The organism is Burkholderia sp. COPS, from assembly GCF_019425585.1.
Classification (GTDB): Bacteria; Pseudomonadota; Gammaproteobacteria; order Burkholderiales; family Burkholderiaceae; genus Burkholderia; species Burkholderia cepacia.
Map to the genome: position 1 here is coordinate 294323 of NZ_WIXR01000016.1, position 23760 is coordinate 318082.

21 protein-coding genes are annotated in these 23760 nt (G+C 68.4%); 13 read left to right on the forward strand and 8 right to left on the reverse strand.

Annotation, left to right across the window (positions count from 1 at the left end):
* The first annotated feature begins 56 nt into the window (after positions 1-56).
* The 3 genes from FOZ70_RS16375 (at position 57) to FOZ70_RS16385 (ending at position 3891) form a co-directional block, all read left to right on the forward strand.
* Entirely contained in the window at positions 57-824 is a 768-nt protein-coding gene (locus FOZ70_RS16375) for a class II aldolase/adducin family protein (RefSeq protein ID WP_059682123.1), read from the forward strand.
* 108 nt (positions 825-932) lie between these two features.
* Positions 933-2762 carry an acyl-CoA dehydrogenase gene (locus FOZ70_RS16380; RefSeq protein WP_219706245.1) on the forward strand — a complete coding sequence of 610 codons (1830 nt, stop codon included), beginning with the start codon at positions 933-935 and terminating at the stop codon, positions 2760-2762.
* 148 nt (positions 2763-2910) lie between these two features.
* Positions 2911-3891: an NADPH:quinone oxidoreductase family protein gene (locus tag FOZ70_RS16385; RefSeq protein ID WP_219706246.1), complete on the forward strand. Its 981-nt coding sequence runs from the start codon at positions 2911-2913 to the stop codon at positions 3889-3891.
* A 98-nt stretch (positions 3892-3989) separates the two neighbouring features.
* Here the strand turns inward: FOZ70_RS16385 and FOZ70_RS16390 are convergent, their stop codons facing one another.
* A complete protein-coding gene (locus tag FOZ70_RS16390) occupies positions 3990-4526 on the reverse strand; it encodes a PadR family transcriptional regulator (RefSeq protein ID WP_175926125.1) in 537 nt (178 codons plus the stop codon).
* A gap of 150 nt (positions 4527-4676) precedes the next feature.
* Between FOZ70_RS16390 and FOZ70_RS16395 the strand changes: the two genes are divergently transcribed.
* Positions 4677-6701: an NADPH-dependent 2,4-dienoyl-CoA reductase gene (locus FOZ70_RS16395; protein WP_219706247.1), complete on the forward strand. Its 2025-nt coding sequence runs from the start codon at positions 4677-4679 to the stop codon at positions 6699-6701.
* A gap of 43 nt (positions 6702-6744) precedes the next feature.
* On the forward strand, positions 6745-7185 hold the full coding sequence (locus FOZ70_RS16400) for a nuclear transport factor 2 family protein (RefSeq protein ID WP_219706248.1): 441 nt from the start codon (positions 6745-6747) through the stop codon (positions 7183-7185).
* A gap of 183 nt (positions 7186-7368) precedes the next feature.
* Here FOZ70_RS16400 and FOZ70_RS16405 read toward each other — a convergent pair whose 3' ends face one another.
* From FOZ70_RS16405 to FOZ70_RS16425, 5 genes are read right to left on the reverse strand one after another with little or no spacing between them, the layout of a single operon-like run.
* Positions 7369-8445 carry an alpha/beta hydrolase gene (locus FOZ70_RS16405; RefSeq protein WP_219706249.1) on the reverse strand — a complete coding sequence of 359 codons (1077 nt, stop codon included), beginning with the start codon at positions 8443-8445 and terminating at the stop codon, positions 7369-7371.
* A 13-nt stretch (positions 8446-8458) separates the two neighbouring features.
* Positions 8459-10126, reverse strand: coding sequence for a bifunctional 3-(3-hydroxy-phenyl)propionate/3-hydroxycinnamic acid hydroxylase (locus tag FOZ70_RS16410; protein WP_219706250.1), 1668 nt, complete (start codon positions 10124-10126; stop codon positions 8459-8461).
* Positions 10127-10176: 50 nt separating this feature from the next.
* Positions 10177-11244, reverse strand: a complete 1068-nt coding sequence (locus tag FOZ70_RS16415; protein ID WP_219706251.1) for a maleylacetate reductase — start codon at positions 11242-11244, stop codon at positions 10177-10179.
* 7 nt (positions 11245-11251) lie between these two features.
* Positions 11252-11554 (reverse strand): Dabb family protein, encoded by a 303-nt coding sequence (locus FOZ70_RS16420; protein WP_219706252.1) that lies wholly within the window; start codon positions 11552-11554, stop codon positions 11252-11254.
* Positions 11551-12432 carry an intradiol ring-cleavage dioxygenase gene (locus tag FOZ70_RS16425; protein WP_060218237.1) on the reverse strand — a complete coding sequence of 294 codons (882 nt, stop codon included), beginning with the start codon at positions 12430-12432 and terminating at the stop codon, positions 11551-11553. The genes FOZ70_RS16420 and FOZ70_RS16425 overlap by 4 nt, the downstream gene beginning before the upstream one ends.
* Positions 12433-12549: 117 nt before the next feature.
* Here FOZ70_RS16425 and FOZ70_RS16430 point away from each other — a divergent pair, with 117 nt between their 5' ends.
* From FOZ70_RS16430 to FOZ70_RS16455, 6 genes are all read left to right on the forward strand, one after another.
* Positions 12550-13473, forward strand: coding sequence for a LysR family transcriptional regulator (locus tag FOZ70_RS16430; protein ID WP_048025879.1), 924 nt, complete (start codon positions 12550-12552; stop codon positions 13471-13473).
* Positions 13474-13635: 162 nt separating this feature from the next.
* The gene (locus FOZ70_RS16435; protein WP_219706253.1) at positions 13636-14541 is read left to right on the forward strand and encodes a transporter; all 906 of its coding nucleotides are present in this window, start codon (positions 13636-13638) and stop codon (positions 14539-14541) included.
* A 495-nt stretch (positions 14542-15036) separates the two neighbouring features.
* A complete protein-coding gene (locus FOZ70_RS16440; protein ID WP_219706254.1) occupies positions 15037-17127 on the forward strand; it encodes a TonB-dependent receptor in 2091 nt (696 codons plus the stop codon).
* Positions 17128-17156: 29 nt separating this feature from the next.
* The gene (locus tag FOZ70_RS16445; RefSeq protein ID WP_060173874.1) at positions 17157-17924 is read left to right on the forward strand and encodes an ABC transporter ATP-binding protein; all 768 of its coding nucleotides are present in this window, start codon (positions 17157-17159) and stop codon (positions 17922-17924) included.
* On the forward strand, positions 17921-18937 hold the full coding sequence (locus FOZ70_RS16450; RefSeq protein ID WP_060051776.1) for an ABC transporter substrate-binding protein: 1017 nt from the start codon (positions 17921-17923) through the stop codon (positions 18935-18937). The genes FOZ70_RS16445 and FOZ70_RS16450 overlap by 4 nt, the downstream gene beginning before the upstream one ends.
* Positions 18934-19974 (forward strand): iron ABC transporter permease, encoded by a 1041-nt coding sequence (locus FOZ70_RS16455; RefSeq protein WP_219706255.1) that lies wholly within the window; start codon positions 18934-18936, stop codon positions 19972-19974. Before FOZ70_RS16450 ends, FOZ70_RS16455 begins: the two co-directional genes overlap by 4 nt.
* Positions 19975-20028: 54 nt before the next feature.
* Here FOZ70_RS16455 and FOZ70_RS16460 read toward each other — a convergent pair whose 3' ends face one another.
* The gene (locus FOZ70_RS16460; protein WP_048025887.1) at positions 20029-21405 is read right to left on the reverse strand and encodes an ATP-binding protein; all 1377 of its coding nucleotides are present in this window, start codon (positions 21403-21405) and stop codon (positions 20029-20031) included.
* Positions 21406-22131, reverse strand: a complete 726-nt coding sequence (locus FOZ70_RS16465) for a response regulator (RefSeq protein WP_021157221.1) — start codon at positions 22129-22131, stop codon at positions 21406-21408. It lies immediately after the preceding gene.
* Positions 22132-22377: 246 nt separating this feature from the next.
* Between FOZ70_RS16465 and FOZ70_RS16470 the strand changes: the two genes are divergently transcribed.
* The gene (locus FOZ70_RS16470) at positions 22378-23124 is read left to right on the forward strand and encodes a MipA/OmpV family protein (RefSeq protein WP_219706256.1); all 747 of its coding nucleotides are present in this window, start codon (positions 22378-22380) and stop codon (positions 23122-23124) included.
* 287 nt (positions 23125-23411) lie between these two features.
* The gene (locus tag FOZ70_RS16475) at positions 23412-23747 is read left to right on the forward strand and encodes a hypothetical protein (protein ID WP_027787822.1); all 336 of its coding nucleotides are present in this window, start codon (positions 23412-23414) and stop codon (positions 23745-23747) included.
* The last annotated feature ends 13 nt before the right edge of the window (positions 23748-23760 follow it).

Here is a 23760-nt window from a genome sequence, read left to right on the forward strand (position 1 = left end):
GCCGGGCCGTATCGTGCGGCCCGGTACGCATCCATCCTTGAACAAGGAGTGTCGACGTGGCCTCATCCGATATCAGCGTGAAGCAGGCAGTTTCCCCGACCGAATGGGACGCGCGAGTCAACCTGGCGGCGGCTTACCGCCTCACCGCGCTGTTCGGCTGGGACGATCTCGTGTTCACCCATATTTCCGCGCGCATCCCGGGCCCGGAGCATCATTTCCTGATCAACCCGTACGGCATGATGTTCGACGAGATCACGGCATCGTCGCTGGTGAAGGTGGATCTCGAAGGACGCAAGGTGTCCGAATCGCCGTACGAGATCAACCCGGCCGGCTTCACCATCCACAGCGCGGTGCACGCGGCCCGCGACGACGCGCTGTGCGTGATGCATACGCATTCGATCAACGGCGTCGCCGTGTCGGCACAGGAGGGCGGGTTGCTGCCGCTGTCGCAGCAGTCGCTCGGCGTGCTGGCGTCGCTCGGCTATCACGACTACGAGGGCATTGCGCTCAACGAAGGCGAAAAGGCGCGCCTCGTGCGCGACCTCGGCGCCCACACGAACCTGATGCTGCGCAACCACGGCCTGCTGACCGTCGGGGCGACGCCGGCAGACGCGTTCGTCGCGATGTACTTCTTCGAAGCGGCCTGCATGATCCAGGTGCGCGCGCAGGCCGGCGGCACCGCGCTGCTGCCGATCGCACAGCCGATTCTCGACGGCATCAAGCAGCAGATCGCCGCGGTGACGCGCGGCATGGGGGCCGGCGCGCTCGTCTGGCCCGGGCTGCTGCGTCGGCTCGATCGGCGCAATCCGGGGTACGCGGACTAGCGCATCCGTCGTTGTTGTTTGCGAACGACCGTGCTAAATTCCTGCCAGCATTCGCAATCACGGAACCCTTCATTCGGCTGACGAAGCCGGCCCCCGGGAGGCAGCACGATGAGCTTGTTGATGTCGCGACGCGATCTCGCGTTCCTGTTGTACGACTGGCTCGATGCGGAGGCGCTTGTCGCGCTGCCGCGCTACGCGGAGCACAGTCGCGAGACCTTCGATGCGGTGCTCGATACCAGCGAGCGGATTGCCGAAGACCTGTTCGCGCCGCATGCGGCACGAGGCGATCGCGAGGAACCGCACTTCGACGGCGAGCGCGTGACGCTGATCCCGGACGTCGAACCGGCCGTGCGCGCCTTCGCGGACGCCGGCCTGATCGCCGCGGGCCACGACGAAGCGCTCGGCGGCATGCGCTTGCCGAAGCTGGTCGAAGCCGCGTCGTTCCTGTTCTTCCAGGCCGCGAACATCGCGACCGCCGCCTATCCGTTCCTGACCGTCGCCAACGCGAACCTGCTCGTCGCGCATGGCACTCCCGCGCAGATCGACGCGTTCGCGCGCCCGGAGCTGGAAGGGCGCTACTTCGGCACCATGTGCCTGTCCGAGCCGCAAGCCGGGTCGTCGCTGTCCGACATCGCGACGCGCGCGGATTTCGAGTGCGACTCGCCGCTCGGCCCGCGCTACCGGCTGACCGGCAACAAGATGTGGATCTCGGGCGGCGAACACGAGTTGACGGAGAACATCGTCCACCTCGTGCTTGCGAAGATCCCCGACGAACACGGCCGCCTGCTGCCCGGCACGCGCGGCATCTCGCTGTTCATCGTGCCCAAGTACCTGCCCGGTACCGACGGCGCCGCGCAGGGCGAGCACAACGACGTGGCGCTCGCCGGGCTGAACCACAAGATGGGCTACCGCGGCACCACCAACTGCCTGCTGAACTTCGGCGAAGGCACGCGCTACCGGCCGGAAGGGCGGGCGGGTGCGATCGGTTATCTGGTCGGCCAGCCGAACCACGGCCTCGCGTACATGTTCCACATGATGAACGAGGCGCGCATCGGCGTCGGCGCGGGCGCGGTGGCGCTCGGCTACACGGGTTATCTGCATGCGCTCGACTACGCGCGGAACCGGCCTCAAGGGCGTCCGCTGGGGCCGGCGGGCAAGGATGCAGCCGCGCCGCAGGCGCCGATCGTCGAGCATCCGGACGTGCGGCGCATGCTGCTCGCGCAGAAGGCCTATGTCGAAGGCGGTCTCGCGCTGATCCTGTACTGCGCGAAGCTGGTCGACGAAGCACGCGCGCACGACGACGCGACCGTGCGTGCCCAGGCCGGGCGGCTGCTCGACATCCTGACGCCGATCGCGAAAAGCTGGCCGTCGCAGTGGTGTCTCGCGGCGAACGACCTCGCGATCCAGGTGCACGGCGGCTACGGCTACACGCGCGATTACGCGGTCGAGCGGCTCTATCGCGACAATCGGCTCAACCCGATACACGAAGGCACGCACGGAATCCAGGCGCTCGACCTGCTGGGCCGCAAGGTCGCGCAGGACGATGGCGCGCTGCTGCGCGCACTCGACGGGAGAATCGGCGCGAGCGTCGAACGTGCGCTGGCGCTCGATGCCGGCCTGCGGGAGCAGGCCGATGCGCTGGCGCGGCGCTGGTCGCGGCTGGTCGACGTCACGCGACAGCTCGGCGCGATCGGCGATCAGCAGGCGCGGCTCGCGAACGCGAGTGTCTATCTGGAAGCGTTCGGCCATCTCGTCGTTGCGTGGCTGTGGCTCGACGTGACGCTCGCCGCGCACGGGCAAGCCGGCGATTTCCACGACGGCAAGCGTGCGGCCGCCCGCTACTTCTTCCGCTGGGAGTTGCCGAAAGTGGACGCACAGCTCAATCTGCTGTCGAGCGTCGACACGACGACGCTCGACATGCGCGACGCGTGGTTCTGAACGTAGCCGCACCGACATTCCGGAATGCTGACGATATCGCGAAGGCCGGTTCGTATGGCCGTCGCACACGCGTCGTGAACCGGGCGCGCGGGACCATCCCGCGAACCGCATCGATGCGCGGCCACGCCGCGCAAGGAGAGAGAAGCGCATGAAAGCCCTGTTGTGTACCGCATTTGGCCCGATCGACCGCCTGCGCATCGAAGACGTCGCGATTCCCGAACCGGCGGCCGGCCAGGTCCGGGTCAAGGTGAAGGCCGCGTCGCTCAATTTCCCCGACGCGCTGATCGTCCAGGGGTTGTATCAGGTGAAGCCGGCGTTGCCGTTTTCGCCGGGCGCCGAGTTTGCCGGCGTGATCGACGCGGTCGGCGAGGGCGTTACCGCATGGGGGCCCGGCGATTCGGTGGTGGCGTTCACGGGGCACGGCGGGTTCGCGCAGCAGTGCGTGGCCGATGCGCACCAGATCGCCCCGTTGCCGCCGGGGATGACGTTCGAGCAGGGCGCGGCGCTCGTGCTCGCATACGGCACGTCGCTGCACGCGTTGCAGCAGCGTGCGCGATTGCAGGCGGGCGAGACGCTGCTCGTCCTGGGCGCGGCGGGCGGCGTCGGGCTCGCCGCGATCGAGATCGCGAAGGCGCTCGGCGCGCGCGTGATCGCGGCGGCGTCGAGCGCGGACAAGCTCGCGCTGTGCCGTGAAGCCGGCGCGGACGAGACGATCGACTATGCGACCGAAGACCTGCGCCGCCGCGTGGACGAACTGACCGGCGGGCGCGGCGCCGACGTCGTCTACGATCCGGTGGGCGGCGCATACACCGAGGCGGCGCTGCGCGCGACCGCGTGGCGCGGCCGGTTCCTCGTCGTCGGGTTCGCGGCCGGCGAGATTCCGAAGATCGCGCTGAACCTCGCGCTGCTCAAGGAGCGCGACATCCTCGGCGTGTTCTGGGGCGATGCGGTGCGCCGCGGCCCGGCGCAGCATGTCGCGAACATGCGCTTGCTGGCCGAATGGTTCGCGGCCGGCAAGGTGCGGCCCGCGATCACCGAGCGCGTGTCGCTGGCCGGCGCGACCGACGCGATCGCGCGGATGGCGAACCGGCAGGTGAAGGGCAAGGTGGTGATTCTGCCGGACGCGTGAACGGTATGGCGCGTCGCGGCGCAATGCGCGCCACGACGGCAGCGTGCGCCGGCGCGACCCCGGTGCAGCCGAGCCGCCGGCCGCCGCGCGAACCCGGCTCAGTCCTTCGGCAGGCGCAGCGTGTCGAGCGCATGCTGCGAAAATTCGACCCAGAACCGCTCGTTCGCAATGCCGGCCTGCAGCACCAGCTGCTGCAGGCGCTTCGTGCGTGAATCGTCGGGCGTCGAAAAGTCGCGCGCCTCGATTTGCAGATAGAGATCGAGCTTTTCCTGGTGAAGCGCGATGCGCCGCCTGATTTCGTCCTCGAGGCCGGCCGGCCCGAGCACCGCTTCCGCGCGCAGGCGCACCATCAACGCTTCGCGCAGCGGCGTCGGATCTTCCGGTTCGGCGATCCAGCGCCGCAGCTCCTTTTTGCCGGCCGGCAGGATCCGGTACGCGCGCTTGCGGCCGCGCCCCGATTCGGCGGGCAGCGATTCGATCCAGCCTGTTTCCTCGAGGCGCCCCAGTTCGCGGTAGATCTGCTGGTGCGTGGCCTGCCAGAAATAGCCGATCGAGCGATCGAAGCGGTCGGCGAGCTCGGACCCCGAACCGGGACGTTCGGCGAGCGCGGTGAGGAGTGCGTGAGGCAGGGACATGTCGGATCGGCGGAGGCAGCGGAATGAACCGCATCTTGCCATATCGGGGCCACAGTACAAGTCGCGGATCGCGTTTATGCAACTTGTTGCGTAAACGAACGCGGTGAACTACCATCTGTGCAACTTGTTGCATAAAAATGGAGACACCCGATGGCATCCCGCTATCCGCATTTGACGACCCCGCTCGAACTGGGCTTCACGTCGCTCAGGAACCGAGTACTGATGGGGTCGATGCATGTCGGCCTCGAGGAGGCGCCGCAAGGATTCGAGCGAATGGCGGCGTTCTATGCGGAGCGCGCGCGAGGCGAAGCCGGCCTGATCGTCACGGGTGGTTTCGCGCCGAACGAGCGCGGCCGTCCGGCGCCGGGCGGCGCGATGCTGACGACCGAAGCGGAAGCCGAACGCCATCGCGTCGTGACGCGTGCGGTGCATGCGGAGGGCGGCAGGATCGCGCTGCAGATCCTCCACTTCGGGCGCTACGCATATCACCCGGCGCTCGCCGCGCCCAGTGCGCTGAAAGCGCCGATCAACCGGTTCACGCCGCATGCGCTGAGCGGCGACGAAGTCGACGAGACGATCGCCGATTTCGTCCGATGCGCGGCGCTTGCGCAGCATGCGGGCTACGACGGTGTCGAGATCATGGGGTCCGAGGGTTACCTGATCAACGAGTTCATTGCCGCGCGCACGAACCATCGCGACGACGCGTGGGGCGGTGCCTACGAGAATCGCATCCGTTTCGCGGTCGAGATCGTGCGGCGCGTGCGCGAGCGGGTGGGCAAGAACTTCATCGTCATCTACCGGCTGTCGATGCTCGATCTCGTCGAAGGCGGCTCGACGCTCGACGAGGTGATCCGGCTCGCGCAGGCGATCGAGGCGGCCGGCGCGACGATCATCAATACCGGCATCGGCTGGCACGAGGCGCGCATACCGACCATCGCGACCAAGGTGCCGCGCGCCGCGTACGCATGGGTCACGCGGCAATTGATGGGCAAGGTCGGCATCCCGCTCGTGGCGACCAACCGGATCAACACGCCGGACGTCGCCGAACAGCTGCTCGCCGACGGCTATTGCGACATGGTGTCGATGGCGCGGCCATTCCTCGCCGACGCCGAATTCGTGCGCAAGGCGCGGGAAGGGCGCCCGGACGAAATCAACACGTGCATCGGCTGCAACCAGGCGTGCCTCGACCATACGTTCAGCGGCAGGATCACGTCCTGCCTCGTGAATCCGCGCGCCTGCCACGAAACCGAGCTCGTGATCCGCCCCGCACGGCAGCGCAAGCGCATCGCGGTGGTCGGTGCCGGCCCGGCGGGCCTCGGTTTCGCGGTCACGGCGGCCGAGCGCGGCCACGCGGTGACGCTGTACGAAGCGGGTGCCGAGATCGGCGGCCAGTTCAACATCGCGAAGAAGGTGCCCGGCAAGGAAGAGTTCAACGAAACGCTTCGATACTTCCGCCGGCAGATCGAGTTGCGCGGGATCACGCTGCATGTCAATACGCGCGCGAGCGCCGAGATGCTGCTGCAGGGCGAATTCGACGAGGTGGTGATCGCGACGGGCATCGTGCCGCGCACGCCGCCGATCGACGGCGTCGGGCATCCGAAGACGCTCGGTTATCTCGACGTGCTGCGCGACGACAAGGCCGTGGGCCGCAGCGTCGCGATCGTCGGCGCCGGCGGCATCGGTTTCGACGTCGCGGAATATCTGGTTCATCGCGATGGCGGCGAACAGGTGGACGCCGACCGGTTCTTCAACGAATGGGGCGTCGATCGATCGTATGCGAGTGCCGGCGGGCTGGGCCGTGCGCAACCCGAGCCGGCCGCGCGGCAGGTGCATCTGCTGCAGCGCAAGGCATCGAAGATCGGCGACGGGCTCGGCAAGACCACCGGGTGGATCCACCGCACGGCGCTGAAGGCGCGCGGCGTCGGCATGTCGTCGGCGGTGACGTACCGTCGCATCGACGACGAAGGATTGCACGTGACGATCGACGGCGTCGAACAGACGCTGCCGGTGGACAACGTGGTGATCTGCGCGGGGCAGGAGCCGTCGCGCGAACTGGCGGATCAACTGCAGGCCGCCGGATGCCGCGTGCATCTGATCGGCGGCGCACACGAGGCCGTCGAACTCGATGCGAAGCGCGCGATTCACCAGGGCACGACGCTGGCCGCGACGCTTTGACGCCGATTCGTTTCTTTTCCGTCCGATGAGTCAGGAGACTTCGATGACACACGCACCGCTGCAAGTTCATCCCGCCGTCGCGAAATCGCTCGACGCGTGGCATGCGATGATCGACAACAAGGATTTCAGTGCACTCGAATCGATCGTTCACCCGGATGCGGTGTTCCGTTCGCCGATGGCGTTCAAGCCGTACGGGCCGGCACCCGCGCTGTTGATGGCGCTACGCACGGTGATCACGATCCTCGAGAATTTCGTCTATTACCGCCAGTTCGTCACCGACGACGGCCTGAGCGTGGTGCTGGAATTCACCGCGAGCGTCGGCGACAAGGCGCTGAAGGGGATCGACATGATCCGCTTCGACGAAGAAGGGCGGATCGTGGAATTCGAAGTGATGATCCGGCCGTTCAATGCGCTGCAGGCGCTCGGTGCGGAAATGGGCGCGCGGCTCGGGCAGCAGTTGCCGGCGTTCAAGGTTGGCAGTTGAAGCGGGTCATGATTGCGCAACTGCGCGCGTATCCCGGTTCGGCCGGCCGTCGTGAGCGGATGGCGAAGTACGCCTTCACGCACGTGGAAATCGACGGCGTCGCGGCAAGCGGCGACGCGACGTCGTCATGCCTGATGCCCCGCGCGGTGTCGACCGTCGGCACGGCCGGCACCGCATGCGTGTTCACACCACTGCCGCCCGCGCCAGCCGCTCGGCGAACCAGTCGCAGACGAGCGCGGTGCGCTCGGATGCGTGGTTGTAGATCGTGTGCTCGCCGTCCGGCCAGACCTTGAGCGTCGCATCGCCGGACGTCGCGGCATCGAGAAACGGCTGTTGATCGTCGATCCGGATCAGCGGATCTTCACCGCCGTGCAGCACCAGCAGCGGACACACGATACGGTCGCGTTCGGACGAGAAACTCATCCGCGCGAAGTTCGCCGCCACGGCATCGGGATCGTCGTTGCCGAGCATCGCCGCGGCCTGCTCGACGAACGTGCGGAACGGCAGCAGCGTCGGCGCCGCGAGCGCGCCGTTCACGCAGCAGGCCGCGATCCGTCGGTCACTCGCGGCAGTCGACGCCGCCCACAACCCGCCGATGCTGTTCCCCCAGATACCGATCGGCCCGGGCACATGATCGGCGACGTGATCGACGAAGCGCCGATAGGCGGCGCTCATGTCGACGTCGACGAAGGTCCGCTGTTCGAGCCGCGTCTCGCCCTGGCCCGGCCCCTCGGCGAGCAGCGTGGCGAGGCCGCGTGCCGCGAGTGCGCGCGCGATCGGCCAGTACGCGAAGCCCCAGCCGCTCTGGCCGCCGAACACGATCACGGTGCCGCGTACGTGCTCCGCCGGCGGCCGCACCAGCCAGCCGATCAGGCGCGCATCGCCGAACGGCGCTTCGACGCGTTCGATGCGCTTGTCGGACCAGCGCGCGAGGCCGTGCGACGCGTCGACGAGCCGCGCATAGAGCGCGCGCTTGCGCGGCACGTCGTGGTTGAACGCCATCTGCGCGAACAGCAGGTTCGCGATGGCCATCGCCTGCGCGTCGGCGGCCGTGACCCGGTGGCCGGCATCCGCCGCCTGCGCGGCGCGCGCGAGCTGCGCGTCGGCCAGCGCTTCGGCCGCGACGTCCCAGGGTTCGCCGGTGGACGTGCGGGCGTGCAGCGCGGTTGCGTCCGCGTAGTCCATCCCGCAATCGAGCAGGCGCGTGACGGGCATCGCGCGCTGCAGCGACAGCGCGAACGGTGACAGTTCGGTCGTCATGCGTCGGTCTCCTTCACGATGCGTGGGTGACGGCTGCCGAAGCCGCCGAAGCCGCGGCAGGCTCGCTCGAAACGGCGGACCAGTGCAGTGTGTCGCGCAGCGCGTCGACGAGCGCGCCGAGATCGCGCAGGTCGCTTACCGAACCGAACACGATGAAATCGGGGCGCTTGATATACGCGGCGATGCCGTGCGCGTGCATGAACGCGTGCTGCTCGCCGTCGAGATCGACCACGGCATCCGGCGCGCACACGTCGTCGGCCAGCACGGCCACGTGACAGCCGAGCTGCGCGAGGAATGCGCGCTGCGCGTCGTCGAGATGGCGGGCAGGGTGCGCGCGCGTGACGAGCTGGAAACCCTGGCCGACCACGTCGTCGAAACGGCCCTCGGCCGCGCCGCGCCTCGCGCGGCCTTGCGGGGCCGGTGCGCCCGTCGTCGGCAGCAGCGTGCCGTCGGCTTGCGCGTGCACGATGCCGTGGCCGAGCTTCGGGAACGGCGGCATCGGCGGCATGTTGCCGGAGCGGAACGCCGCGTCCCGTTCGGCGACCTTGCGCGGATCGTCCTCGTTGACGACCTGCCCGAGAAACAGCGACATCTGCGTGATCGCCGTCACGTGCGGGCGGCGCTCGGCTTCGTAGGTGTCGAGCAGGTCGGCGGACGCGCGCCCGGTCAGCACCAGGTCGAGTTTCCAAGCGAGGTTGATGCCGTCGCGCATGCCGGAGCACGCGCCTTGTCCCATGTACGGCATCATCGTGTGCGCCGCATCGCCCGCGAGCAGCACGCGGCCCGCGCGCCAGCGTTCGGCCATGCGCGTCTCGAACGTGTAGACGACGTGCCGCAGCAGCTTCAGGTCGTCCGGGCCGTAGCCGTAGTGGTCGTTGAGCCACTTCCAGCCGGCTTCTTCCGTTTCCCATTCGGCCGTCGATTCGTTCGGCAGCACGCGCAGCTCGAAACGCGTGCGCTTCGTGCCGATCGGCATGTGCATGTACGCGCGCGCCGGATCGCAGTAGATCGTCGTGCGCGCGCAGCCGTCGCCGAGATCGCGCTTGTTTTCCGAATCGAGATTGAGCCAGCGTTCGTTGTAGCCGAAATCGGAGCGTTCGATGCCGAGCGTGCGGCGCACGAGGCTGTTCGCGCCGTCGGCGCCGATCACGTAGCGCGCACGAAAAACGCGCGGCCTGTCGGTCCATTGCGCGTCCTGGGCGCAGCGGGACGGATGCGCGGTCAGCGTCACGCCGTCGTCGTCCTGCTGCAGCGTATCGACTTCCCAGCCGCGCAGGATCGTCACGTTCCTGAAGGCGCTGGCGCGTGCATCGATCGCGTCCTCGATGTCGGGCTGGTAGATCGAGATGTGCGCGGGATAGCCGCATGCGCGGCCCGTCCAGTTCAGTTCGAGCAGCAGGTCGCCGTTCGCGTCGCAGTAGTGATAGGTGTCGACTGCCTTCGCGTTGCGCAGCGCGTGATCGACGTCGGCACTGGCCTGCACGATGCGCGCGGTTTCGCCGTCGATGTGCGTGAGGCGCGGCAGGCCGTAGGGCGTCGGCCAGCGTTCGAGGACGATCACGCGATGGCCGGCGCGGCCCAGCATCGATGCGGCGACGAGGCCGGTCGGGCCGTAGCCGACGATCGCGACGTCGCAGTGTTCGGCGGTGCTGTCGCCGTGCGCGCTCGATTCGGTATTCATGTGGGGTGTCTCCATGATGGTGGCGTTTGTTGGTTTGTCGTGTGTTCGATTCAGCGCGCGGTCGTGCCGGGCAGGTTGCCGTCGAACGCGTCCTGCAGCAGCGCGCGCAGGCCGTCGCGTTCGATCGGGCGAGGGTTCCAGTACGGATTGGCGGCCGCGAGATCGGCCGCGCGATCGAGATCGGCTTCCTGCATGCCGATCGCCTTCAACGAGACGGGCGCGCCGTTGTCGAGCGCCAGTGCATAGAGGCCGCGCGCCGCGTCGTTCGTGCCGATCGCGCGGGCGATGCGCTGCATCGCGTCCGGCGCGTGCGCCGCGTTGTACGTGAGCGCATGCGGCAGCACGACCGTATGGGTCGGTGCGTGCGGCAGGTTGAAGCTGCCGCCGAGCGTATGACAGAGCTTGTGGTGCAGCGCCATGCCGACGTTGCCGAGCACCATCCCGCACAGCCATGCGCCGTAAAGCGCGTCGCCGCGTGCGCCGAGATCGGCGGTGTTGCGGCGCACGCCGGGCAGGCCGCGCGCCAGCGCGCGAATCCCTTCTTCGGCGACGAGGCTCATCACCGGGTTCGCGTTGTTAGCGTAGAGGCCTTCCGCTGCGTGCGCGATCGCATTGAGCCCGCTCGTCACGGACAGCTCGACGGGCAGCGTGACGGTGAGCGCGGGATCGTAGATCACCGTTTTCGGCAGGACGCGCGCGTCGGAGCCCGTGCGCTTGATGCCGCCTTCCGTCAGGCCGTAGATCGGGGTCATCTCGCTGCCCGCATACGTCGTCGGGATGGCGAGGATAGGCAGGCTGCTTTCGAGCGCGATCGCCTTGCCGAGGCCGATCGTCGAGCCGCCGCCGATCGCGATCGCGCAATCCGCACCGCACGACCGGGCGAACGCCTGCGCATCGCGGGCGATTTCGATCGGCACATGCATCGTCGCGCGATCGTACAACCCGGCCGCGCGCGCGCCGAGCCGCTCGACGATGGATTGCGCGAGGTCGCGCTGCTCCGGCGTGCAGAGCACGAGCGCACGCTGCGCGCCCAGTTCCAGCACTTCGCGTTCGAGATGGTCGAGGCTGCCTGCGCCGAAGATCACGCGTGCGGGGCGTGCGTGGTAAATGAAATTCATGTCGTCGTCACTCCATTGCGTAGTCGACCTGGTGGCGCGCGATGCGCAGGCCGGCCAGTGTGTCGCGTACGCGTGCGTGTTCAGGATGCGTCGTGTATCCGTCGAGCGCTTCGCGCGACTCGAATTCGGCGACGAGTATCAGGTCGCACGCGTAATCGACCGCGCTGAAATCCGCGCCGACCTCGAGGTGCGTCATGCCTGGAATCCGGCCGCGCAGGCTTTCGAATGCACGCTTCACGCTGACGCGTGCCGCCGCGCGTTCGCTGTCGGTTTCGCCTGCGACGTTCCACATCACGACGTGCCGGATCATGCTCCGCGCCCGGCGGGATTGAGCACGAAGTCGTAATCGAGCGTGTAGAACGGCGTGTCCATCCGCGAACCGTCCGGCGCGATGCCGGGCGCGTGCCGCACCCAGTCGGCGACGAGCGTCGACCGTACGCCGAATACCGCGTCGGAGTCGAGATAACGATCGCCGTCGCGAAACACGTGCGTGATCAGCGTTTCGTAACCGCGCGCCGCGATCATGAAGTGCAGGTGCGCGGGGCGCCACGGATGACGGCCGAGCGCGTCGAGCATGGCGCCGACGGGGCCGTCGTGCGGAATCGGATACGGTTCGGCGAGGATCGAGCGGAACGCGTAACGGCCGTCGGCGCCGGTGCGCAGCCGGCCGCGCGCGCGATGCGTGACCGAACCGTCGTCGGCCGGCAGTTGGACGTCGTAGTGCCCGTCCTCGTCGGCTTGCCAGACTTCCAGCGACGCGTGCGCGACCGGCATGCCGTCGATGCTGCGCACGTGGCCGGAGACGAAACAGGGCTCGCCGCATGCGCCGTTCGCGATGTCGTCGAACATCGCGAACTCGGGGCTGCCGTCGACATAGAACGGGCCGAATACGGTCGCCTCCGTGCAGCCGGCCGGCTTCGCATGGTTCTGCGCGGTGACGAGGGTCGACAGCCCGAGCACGTCGGAAAGCAGGATGAATTCCTGGCGCTTGTCGTCGGTGATGTGCCCGACCGCGGTCAGGAAGCCGATCGCGGCCTGCCATTCGGCCTCGGTGAGCCGGGTCTCCCGCGCAAACGAATGCAGGTGCTGGACGAGACTGGTCATGACCGTGCGCAACCGCTCGTCGCGACAGCCGGAGAGCGATGCGATCACGGCCTGCGTGATGGTGTCTTCGTTGAGATTGCGCATGGGGTTGTCTCCTGATGTCGTTGGATGGCGCGTTGACGTAACATTAATTCCTCCCCGGATCGTAAAAAAGATGGTTTGGAGGAGTTTTGTTCTCCGCCAAGTGGAAGAATCCAACGCATGGACAAGTGGACGCAGATCGAATTTTTCGTGCAGGTCGCCGAGCTGGGGAGCCTGTCGAAGGCCGCCGAGCGGCTCGGCATGTCGAGCGCGGCGGCGAGCCGCTGCCTGAATGCGCTGGAGGAGCGGCTGGGGGCGCGGCTCGTCGAGCGGACCACGCGCCGCCTGTGGCTGACCGACGCGGGGCACGAATACCACCGGCGCTGTGTCGCAATCCTGACGGAGCTGTCGGAGGCCGATGCGGCCGTCAACGAAACGAGCGTCAATCCGGCCGGCACGCTGCGCGTGACCGCTTCCGTATCGTTCGCGTCGATCTATATCGCGCCGGCGTTGCCGGAGTTTCACCGGCGCTACCCGAACCTGAACGTGCAGATCATCGCGGCGAACCGCTACCCGGATTTCATCGAGGCGGGCATCGACGTGGCGATCCGCACGCGCGAGCATGAAGCGGATTCGGGCATCACCGTGCGCAAGCTCGCCGAGACACGGCGCGTGCTGGCCGCGTCGCCCGGGTATCTGGCGAAGCACGGCGCGCCGGCGACACCCGATGCGCTGTGCGACCACCGGTTGCTGGTCTACAACCTCGCGAACGATCCGTACGCGCTGCATTTCCGCCGCGGCGCGAAGAAGCAGTCGGTCACGATCAAGAGCGTGCTCGATGCGAACGAAGGGCAGGTGATCCGCGCGGCGGCGCTTGCCGGGCTCGGCATCCTGATCCAGCCGCTCTACATCATCCACGAGGATATCGTCGCGGGAAAGCTGGTGCCGGTGCTCACCGACTGGCAACTGCCGGCGCTCACCGTCAACATCGCGTACCAGAGCCGCCGTCACCAGCCGGCGAAGATCCGTGTCTTCACCGAATTCCTGATCGAGCGTTTCGAACGCCTCGGGCTCGCGCGCAAATGGAAGGAAGTCGGCCGCTGATCGCGGGTCGTCGCCGCGCCGCCGCGCATTTCTCCGTGTAACGAAGAACTGTTCTCCTGAACGTCGTCTTTTTCGCCGCTGTCGTGCGCTTTACATTGCGTCTCCCCGGGCCTGCGATGCCCGGCCCGCGATGACACGATAACAATCCGGTCTGGAGACGACATGAAATTCACCTTGCGACGGGTACCCTTGGCATTCCTGATCGCCGGCGCCATGCAGGTTCCGGCGTCGGCCACGGAGAACGGGCAGATCAGCTATCCGTTCGGCGTCAACACCGTGCTGAACGGGCTGCTTCCGCCGCCCGGCAACACGCAGTACTTCAACTACGCGCTGTACTCGGTATCGAACCGGTTTGCCGGGCCGGACGGCGGCGCGGTGCCGGGGTTCCACCTGAGCGTCGTCGCGGAAACGCCGCGCGTGGTCCACACCTGGGGCGCGACGTTCGGGCCGTTCTCGCTGTCGAGCAGCGCAATCGTGCCGATCGTGCACCTGCACCTGTCGACGCCGGGTGGTACGGGAAACCGCACGTCGCTCGGTGACGTGATCCTCGAGCCGTTCATGATCAACTACGCAAACGCATCGAAGACCTTCTTCGCGTTCTTCTCGCCGTCGTTCGCGGTGCCGAGCGGCGCGTATGCGGCGAACCGGATCGCGAACACGGGGTTGAACACGTATGCGTTCCTGCCGTACGTCAGCACGACCTGGTTTCCGGGCCGCGACTGGGAGATCTCGACGACCACGCTGCTGGAGCTGAATTCGCCGAACCATGCGACGCGGTACCACTCGGGTGCGGTGGCCGTGCTCGATTACCTGGTCGGCTATTCGATCGACCGGCGCGTGCAGGTCGGCGTGCAGGGCACGTTCCTGAAGCAGTTCACCGACGATACGCAGGACGGCATCAAGGTCGCGTCGAACGGTTTTCGCGGGCAGTCGGTCGCGCTCGGCCCGCAGCTGCGTTACATGTGGGGGCCGGCGTCGGGCGTGGTCGTGAAATACCAGCACGAGTTCGCGGTGCGCAACCGGCCGCAGGGCGACAAGCTGTGGGTGCAGTTCAGTTTTCCGATCTAGGCGGCGACGTTGCGCCGGCCGGTCGCGGCGCGCGTCATGGGCACGAGTGGCCGGTCGACGAGGGCCGGCGCGCTGTTGCGATTGCGTTTGCATCGCGGCGTCGAAACCGGCATGCCTCGGGCAACTGCCTTCCCGGCGGCCGACGCGGTCGTGTCGTCGACACGTGAGCCGGAGTACCGGCCGAATTATCCAGGGATGCTGCCGCTGCGACCCGTCGCGGGTCCCAGCCGCGAGCCGGGCGTACTGACCCACGAATCCTGACAAAACCCTGACGGAATAAATTGATATAACGTATCATCCGACGTTTGGATCGACGGCCGTCCGAGGCTGTCGGGCAAGCCACGTGCGACGAAACCACACGAAGACCGATACGAAGTGACGAAGACGAAACACAGGCGGGCGCGCGACGCGCGGCTGCACGCCGGCTCGCGCCGGTACGACGGGGGATGGCGCTCGCGTGCCGCGTATGGTTGCGCAACCTGGGTGGGGTGTGCGATGGCGACGTCCGCCGCGCTTGCCGCGGAAGCGGCCGCACCGGCACGCGACGACCGCCATGCGCTGCCGGCGATCAACGTCAGCGCGCGATCCGCACCGGCAGACCCGCTGACGCAACCTCTCGAAACGGGCTCGCGGCTCGGGCTGGCAAGTCTCGATACGCCGGCAAGCGTCGAGTCGGTCACGGCCGGCACGATCGAGGCGCGCGGCGATCGCACGGTGCTCGACGCGGTGACGCGCACCGCGGGGTTCGCGAGCGCGATGGCGCCCGGTACCGGCGGCACCGCCTTGAGCGTGCGCGGTTTCAGCGGGCAGGAATCCGTGATGACGCTGCTCGACGGCGTGCGGCTGATGCCGGCGGCCGGCACGATCACCTTTCCGTTCGACACGTGGTCGGTCGAGCGCATCGAGGTGCTGCGCGGCCCGGCGTCGGTGCTGTATGGCGAAGGAGCGATCGGAGGCGTCGTCAACGTGGTGCCGAAGCGGCCGCAGCGCACGCGCGAGACGACGCTTCAGGCCGGCGTCGGTGCCGACGGCGCGAAGCGCTTTGCGTTCGATACGACGGGCGCGGTCGGCCCGCGGCTGTCATATCGCTTCTACGCGAGCGATGCACGCGCGAACGGCCTCGCCGAGCGGGCCGATACGCATACGACGGCCGTCGGCGGCGCGCTGAAATTCGACGTGAGCCCGAAGCTCACGTTGACGCTCGACTTCGACTACGGCCGCCAGATGCCGGCGACCTACCATGGCGTGCCGGCACCGAGCGGCGTGCTCGATCCGTCGCTGCGCAAGCTCAACTACAACGTCGGCGATGCGACGATTGCCTACTACGACCAGTGGACGCGCCTGTCGGCCCGCTACCGGCCGACGGCCGGCGTGACGATCGACAACCAGCTCTACTACCTGACGTCGAACCGTCACTGGCGCAATGCCGAATCGTATGCGCTCGACACCGCGACGGGTCTCGTCACGCGCAGTGACTATCTCGACATCGGCCATCACCAGCGGCAGATCGGCGATCGGCTGAGCGCACGCTTCGACGGCACGCTGTTCGGCCGCGCGAACCGATTCGTCGTCGGCACGGAATTCAGCCAGGTCACGTTCAGTGGTACCAACAATTCACCGTACGGCGGCGAATCGACGGTGCCCGCGCACGGCTTCGATCCCGGCGTGTTCACGAGCCCCGACCCGACGGTGCCGCAGTTCAGCACGCGGGCACGGCAGGCGGTGGTGTTCGCCGAGAACCGGCTCGACGTGCTGCCGCGGCTCGCGTGGGTGAGCGGCCTGCGCTACGACCACATCGCGTTCAGCCGCGAGCAGGCGGCGACCGGCGCCGGCTTCGACAAGCGCTTCGCGAACGTCGGCTGGCGCACGGGCTTCGTGTTCGAAGTCGCGCCGACGCTCAGCGCGTATGCGCAGTACACGACGGGCGCGGAAGGGCTCGGCTCGCTGTTGACGCTGTCCGCGTCGCAGGCGAACTACCGGCTCGCCACCGGCGAACAGTGGGAGGCCGGCGTCAAGCAGACGCTGCTCGACGGCCGCGCCTACTGGACCTTCGCCGTGTACGACATCACGAAGCGCAACCTGCTCAGCACCGATCCGTTCAATCCCGCGCTGCGCCAGCAGGTCGGCCGGCAATCGTCGCGCGGCATCGAGCTGACGGGCGGCGCGCGGCTGCCTCACGGCTGGACGGTCGACGCGAACGTCGCGCTGCTGCGCGCGCGTTATGACGAGTTCAGCCAGAAGGTCGGCAGCGCGACGGTGTCGCGCGCCGGCAATGCGCCGGCCAACGTGCCGCAGCAGACGGCGAACCTGTGGCTCGGCTGGGCGTTTGCCGAGCGCTGGCAGGCGAATGCGGGCATGCGTTACGTCGGCGCGACGTACGGCGACGACGCGAACCGCATACAGGTGCCGTCGTACACGGTGTTCGATGCGTCGCTGCGCTGGCAGCCGACGGCGCGCACCGGGCTTGCGCTGTACCTGCGCAATCTCGCGAACCGCACGTACGCGGTGACGACGTCGAACGGCGGCGAGCAATGGCTGCTCGGCCCGTCGCGCTCGGCGGAGCTCGTCGCGACGATGCGCTTCTAGTGCGGCGCGGCAAGCCTCCCGTGGCGCACATGCTCGACATCGAACGCGTGAGCTGGTCTCCCGGCGGCGCGATCGCCGTGCTCGATTCGGTGACGCTGAGCGTGGCCGACGGCGAGTTCGTCGGGCTGGTCGGCCCGAACGGCAGCGGCAAGACGAGCCTGCTGCGCTGCGTGTTCCGTTACGCACGGCCCGATGCGGGCCGTGTCGCGCTCGACGCGCAGGACGTGTGGCGCATGCGGCCGCGTGCGGTCGCGCAGCGCATCGCGGTGCTGCAGCAGGAGACGCCCGACGATTTCGGGCTGACGGTCGATGAACTGGTCGGCATGGGGCGCACGCCGCACAAGCGGCCGTTCGACGCGGAGACGGCGGACGATCGCCGGATCGTCGAATCCGCACTGCACGACGTCGGCCTCGTCGAGCGCCGCGCGCAACGCTTCGCGTCGCTGTCGGGCGGCGAGAAGCAGCGCGCGCTGCTGGCTCGTGCGCTCGCGCAGCAGCCCGAACTGCTGCTGCTCGACGAACCGACCAACCATCTCGACCTGCGCCATCAGCTCGAACTGCTCGCGCGCGTGCGGCGCCTCGGCATCGCGACGCTCGCCACGATTCACGATCTCAATCTCGCGGCCGCGTATTGCGACCGGCTCCACGTGCTCGCGCACGGCAGGGTCGTCGCATCGGGCGCGCCGGCCGACGTGCTGACCGAAGCGCTGCTGCGCGACGTGTTCGGCGTCGTCGCGCTCGTCGATCGCCATCCGGTCACGAGCCGGCCGCGCATCACGCCGCTTCATCCGGAATGACCGCCATGCCGTTTCCCGTCCTGCACTCCGCGTTGCATTCTGTGTCGTCGTCCGCATTCCGCCGGCTGGTTGCCGCGACCCTGCTCGGCTGCGCGGCCGCGCATGCGGGTGCCTATCCCGTCACCGTGCGCAGTTGCGATCGCGACGTGACGTTCGACCGCGCGCCGACGCGCGCGGTGAGCAACGACGTGAACCTGACCGAGATGATGCTCGTGCTCGGCCTGAAGGACCGGCTCGTCGGCTACACCGGCATCGGCGGCTGGAAGACGGGCACGGCGCGCGTGCGCGACGCGCTGCGCGGTGTGCCCGAACTCGCGAGCCAGTATCCGTCGCTCGAGGTGCTGGCGGCCGCGCGTGCCGACTTCTATCTGGCGGGCTGGAACTACGGGATGCATGTCGGCGGTGCGGTGACGCCGGCGACCCTCGCGCCGTTCGGCATCCGGACGTACGAGCTGACCGAATCGTGCTCGCACGTGATGAAGCAGACGGCCGCGTCGTTCGACGACGTGTTCCGCGACCTGAGCAATCTCGGCCGGATCTTCGGTGTCGACGCGCGCGCCGCGCAGGTCGTGGCCGCGATGCGCGCGCGTCTCGCGGCGGTGTCGCGCGCGATCGGGCGTCCGGCGCCGCTGCGCGTGTTCGTCTACGACAGCGGCACCGACAAGCCGATGACGGCCGGCGCGCTCGCGATGCCGACCGCGCTGCTGACGGCGGCCGGGGCGCGCAACGTGATGGCCGACCTGCCGCGCAGTTGGACGCAGGTGAGCTGGGAAAGCGTGGTGGCGCGCGATCCGCAGGTGATCGTGATCGTCGATTATTCGGCCGTGACGGCCGCGCAGAAGCAGCAGTTCCTGCTGAGCCAGCCGTCGCTCGCGCGCGTGGCCGCCATTCGCGACCGGCGCTTCATCGTGATTCCCTACGATGCGGCGACACCGGGCCCCGAGAACGTCGCGGCCGTCGAGACGCTGGCGCGCGCGCTGTATCCGGCCGCGTTCGCGGGGCCGGCGCGATGAGCGGGCACGTGCGTGCGTCGCGGCCCGGCATGCGCACGGTGCTGCCGGCGCTCGCGCTGCTGCTGGTCGTGTCGATCGTCGTATCGGCCGCGTTCGGCCCGGCGCCGATCGCGATGCCGGCCGCGGTGCGGATCGTCGCCGCGCACATCGTGCCGGCGTTCGGCGAGGCCGGCGCGTTCGCGGCGGCGGCGGGCGACGACAGCATCGTCTGGCTGATCCGGATGCCGCGCGCGCTGCTCGCCGCGATCGTCGGCGCGACGCTGGCAGCGGTGGGCGTCGCGTTGCAGGCGGCGACCGCGAACCGCCTGGCCGATCCGCACCTGCTCGGCGTGAGCGCGGGCGCGATGCTCGGCGCCGTCGCGGTCACCGTGCTGGCTGGTGCGGCATTCGGCCCGTTCACGCTGTCGGCTGCCGCCTTCGCCGGCGCGCTCGCGGCGACGGCCTGCGTCATCGCGCTCGCTTACCGGCGCGGCCGGCTCGAATCCGACCGGCTGCTGCTCGCGGGCGTATCGGTGTCGTTCATGATGGCCGCGTTCGGCAACCTGCTGCTGTATCTCGGCGATCAGCGCGCCGCGTCGTCGGTGCTGTTCTGGATGCTCGGCGGCGTCGGGCTCGCGCGCTGGGATCTGCTGCCGGTGCCGGCCGTGTGCGCGACGCTTGCCGGCGGCGCGCTGTACGCGCGCCGGCGCGAACTGAATGCGCTGATGTCGGGCGACGTGGCCGCGGCCGCGCTCGGGGTGCCGAGCGCGCGGATGCGGCGCGAGGTGTTCGTCGTCGCGTCGTTCGCGACCGGTGCGATGGTGGCGGTGAGCGGGGCGATCGGCTTCGTCGGGCTCGTGACGCCGCATCTGTGCCGCCGTGTCGTCGGTGCCGAACACGGCAGGCTGCTGCCGGTTGCCGCGCTGACCGGCGCGATCCTGCTCGTGTGGGCCGATGTGGCGGCCCGCACGCTCGCGGCGCCGGAGGATCTGCCGATCGGGATCGTGACCGCGATGTTCGGCAGCCTGTTCTTCGTCGCGCTGTTGCGGCGCCGCTGAGCGACGCGTGTGCACCGGCGGCGGGCGCTCAGGCGAGGGCGCCTGCGGCGCGCGTCATTGCCGCGGGACGGCCATGCTCGTGCCGCGGCCGGATGCGTCGCCCTGCGCGACGGTATCCGGCACGTCGAACAGGTTGTCCGGCAGCGTCCGCACGGGCAGTGTGATCACGAAGCGTGCGCCGCCGAGCGGTGAATCCTCGAGCCGCACGTCGCCGCCGTGCACCAGCGCAACGCGTCTCACGATCGCGAGCCCGAGCCCGAAGCCGCCGGTCTGCCGGTCGCGGCTGGAGTCGAGCCGCTGGAACGGTTCGAATACGCGGGCGCGTTCGGCGGCCGGAATGCCGGGGCCGTCGTCGTCGACGCTCAGCACGAGCGCGCCGGACGCGTCGCGTGCAGCGGCGAGCAGCACGGTGCGCGAGGCATAGCGTGCGCCGTTGCGGATCAGGTTCAGCAACGCGCGGGCAACCAGCTTCGGGTCGCACACGTGGGTCGCGGGGGCACCGAGCGTCGATACGTCGAGCGAGATGCCGCGATCGGCGACATCGTTCGAGACGTTGCCGGCGACGCTGTCGATCAACGCGTCGACGACGACTTCCATCGGCGCGAGCTGGCTCGCGCCCTGTTCGAGCCGGCCGATCGTCAGCAGCTCGGTGACGAGCTCGTCGAGTTCGCGCACGTCGCGGCGCAGCGCGTCGCGGCGTTCGCGCATCCGGCCCGTTTCATCCGGCTCGGCGAGCAGCGCGAGGCCGAACTCGAGCCGCGCGAGCGGCGTCTTCAGTTCGTGCGAGATGCCGTGCATCATTTCGCGCTGCTGCTTGATCGACGCCTCGATGCGCTCGGCCATGTCGTTGAACTGTTGCGACAGTTCGTCGATGTTCGACTTGCCCGACAGCTTCACGCGCGTCGACAGCGTGCCGGAGCCGAATGCGCGTGCGGCGTCCTGCAGCTTGCGCAGGTCGCGCCAGTGATAGTGAACCCACAGCACCACCGCGAGCAGTGCGCTGAGCGCGAGCAGCATGTATGCATAGATCTTGATGTCGAGGCTGAATGCTTCGATCGGCCGCGCATGCAGTACCGAACCATCCGCGAGCGGCATGTAGTAATCCTTGCGGTCGTAGCTGATCGAGATTCGGCCGGCATCGAGATCGCGCAGCGGCTCGCCGCTCAATTGCGCGCGGGCGGTGGCCATCGGCATGAAGTCGAACCTTTCGTTGCCGTGTTTCGCGAGCTCGCGCAGCGCGAACTTGCGCTGCTCGCCCGGGTGGCGTTCGAGGTAATCGTTGAGCACGAACGCGTAGGTCGTCAACGACTCCCGCTCCGCCTGCGCGGTGCGATCGTAGAAGATCCGGTCGAACGACAGCTGGACGAAGATGATCGACGCGGCGACGAACAGGATCACGACGAGGTACAGCCTGATCAACGGACGCAGCATTTATTCGTCCCACGCGGAAGGGCTGAACAGGTAGCCGCGGCCCCAGATCGTCTTGATCTTGTGCGGCTCCGACGACGCATCCTCGAAGCGGCGGCGCAGCTTCGAGATGCCGGAATCGACCGAGCGGTCGAGTCCGTCGAACTCGATCCCGCGCAGCTGCTTCAGGATGTCGTCGCGGCTCAGCACGGTGCCGGCCGCGCGCGCGAGGATCAGCAGCAGGTTGAATTCGGCAGTCTTGAGGTCGACCGGCTCGCCGCGCCAGGTCACGGTGCGGTTCGGCGGCGAGATCGCCAGCTCGCCGAACACGAGCGCTTCGGGGGCGGCCACGGGCGTGTCGGCAGCGGCCGGCTGCGCACGGCGCAGCAGCGCGCGGGCGCGCGCGACCAGCACGCGCGGCTCGATCGGCTTCGTCACGTAGTCGTCGGCGCCCGTCTCGAGGCCCGCGACCTGGTCGTAGACGTCCAGGCGCGCGGTCAGGATCAGCACGGGGACGTTGGTGAACGCGCGGATGCGCCGGCAGACTTCCATGCCGTCGAGGTTCGGCAGCATCAGGTCGAGTATCACGAGGGCCGGCTGGTGCTCGCGCACCGCCGCGACGGCGAGGTCGCCGCGCCGCACGACCGTCACCGCGAATTCATAGCCGTCGAGGTATTCGCGGACGAGCTGCGCCAGGCGGTCGTCGTCTTCGATCAGCAGTACGCGGTATTTGAGTGGATCTTCGTTCATGGTCTCCTCTTGACGCACGCGTCAACTCACGCCCCGGCAAGCCGGTGCGTGGCGCGGCACGCGAATTCTATCCGGCGCGCCGAAGGCCGGGGGAGCGGGGCGACAATCTCGAACAATCGAACACAATTGAGCACAGATTTTCCGAAGATTCAGGACAGTCTCGGCGCGGGGCGGCACCTAGACTGCGGGCTCCGTCACTTCTATCTCAATATTGTGCGCCCAATACTTCGCCGCTACCGCTATTGCATGCCGCTCGCCGGCCTGACCCTCGCCGCCGCCGCCCACGCGGAAAACCAGTATTCGCTGTCGCTCGGCGGTGGTTTCGCACCGCGCTATCCGGGCAGCAACCAGTATCGCGGTGTCGTTGCGCCGGGGCTTTCCGCGAAGTTCGGTAACGGCTTCTTCATCGACAGCACCGAGGGTGCCGGCTACCGGCTCGACCTGCCGCACGGCGTGTTCGTGTCGGCGGCCGTGAGTTACGACGCGGGTCGTGCGGACGAGAACCGCTTCGACCTGCCGGGCTCCGACTACCTGAAGGGCATGGGCCGGATTCCGGGCTCGGTGCTCGTGGGCGTACGCGCGGGCGTGACGCTCTTCAACGCGGCGGAGCTGAGCGTCACGATCGACACACCGGTGACGCACACGTCGCGCGGCGTGTCGGGGCACATGGATCTCGCGGTGCCCGTGTTCAAGACCTCGCAGCACGAGATCATCGTGACGGGAACCGTGCACGCGGGCTCGGGGCGCTACACGCAGACGTTCTACGGCGTGACCGACGCACAGTCGATGACGAGCCGGTTCCGGCCGTATTCGACGAGCGGCGGGATCGACAGTGCGTCGATGGCGATCGCGTGGAACTGGACGCTGTCGCGGCACTGGTCGGTGCTCGCGACGGGTGGCGTGACGCGCTTGCTCGGTCGCTACGGTGACAGTCCGATCGTCCAGTCGCGCAGCAACTATTACGGCATCGCGGGCGTGACCTACAAGTTCTGAGTGAGTTGCGGGCGCGCGCATGCCGCACGCGCGGGCGTCGGTGCCGGCGCCGGTGTTGCAGCCGTCGCGGCGAATCGCGTGCGGTAACATGCAGGCGGGTCCGGCGCCGTGCCGGACTTGCGACCCGGTTCGCCGATACGGCCGAACCGTATCGCGTCACCGCCGGCATTCGCCGGCCGGCCTTCGTCGGGGAACGGTCGGCGGCGCGCGGCACCGATCATTCATGCGGCGCCGGGCCGTGCACGAAGGCCGTACACGTCACACCGGGGCGCGACAGGGAGAAACCGATGAAGAACACGATCGCGATACTCGTTGCACTCGTTGCGAGCGCAACCTTTGCAGGATGTGCGGACATGAACACGAAGCACCCCAACGCCACCGCCGGCGGCGCGGTGATGAACCCCGCGCCGTCGGGTGCCGCGAGCGCGTGCAAGGCGGACGCCGCGCCGGACGACGCGCTGGTCGGAAAAACCGAGGCCGATGCGGCCGCGCTGCTCGACGGCTGCCTGTGGCGCGTGCTCGAGCGCGACGGCAAATCGCTGCCGGGCACGATGGACTATCGCCAGGAGCGACGCGACCTCGGCATTCGCGACGGCAAGGTGATCTGGGTGCGGCGCGGGTGAGGGATTCGGCCGC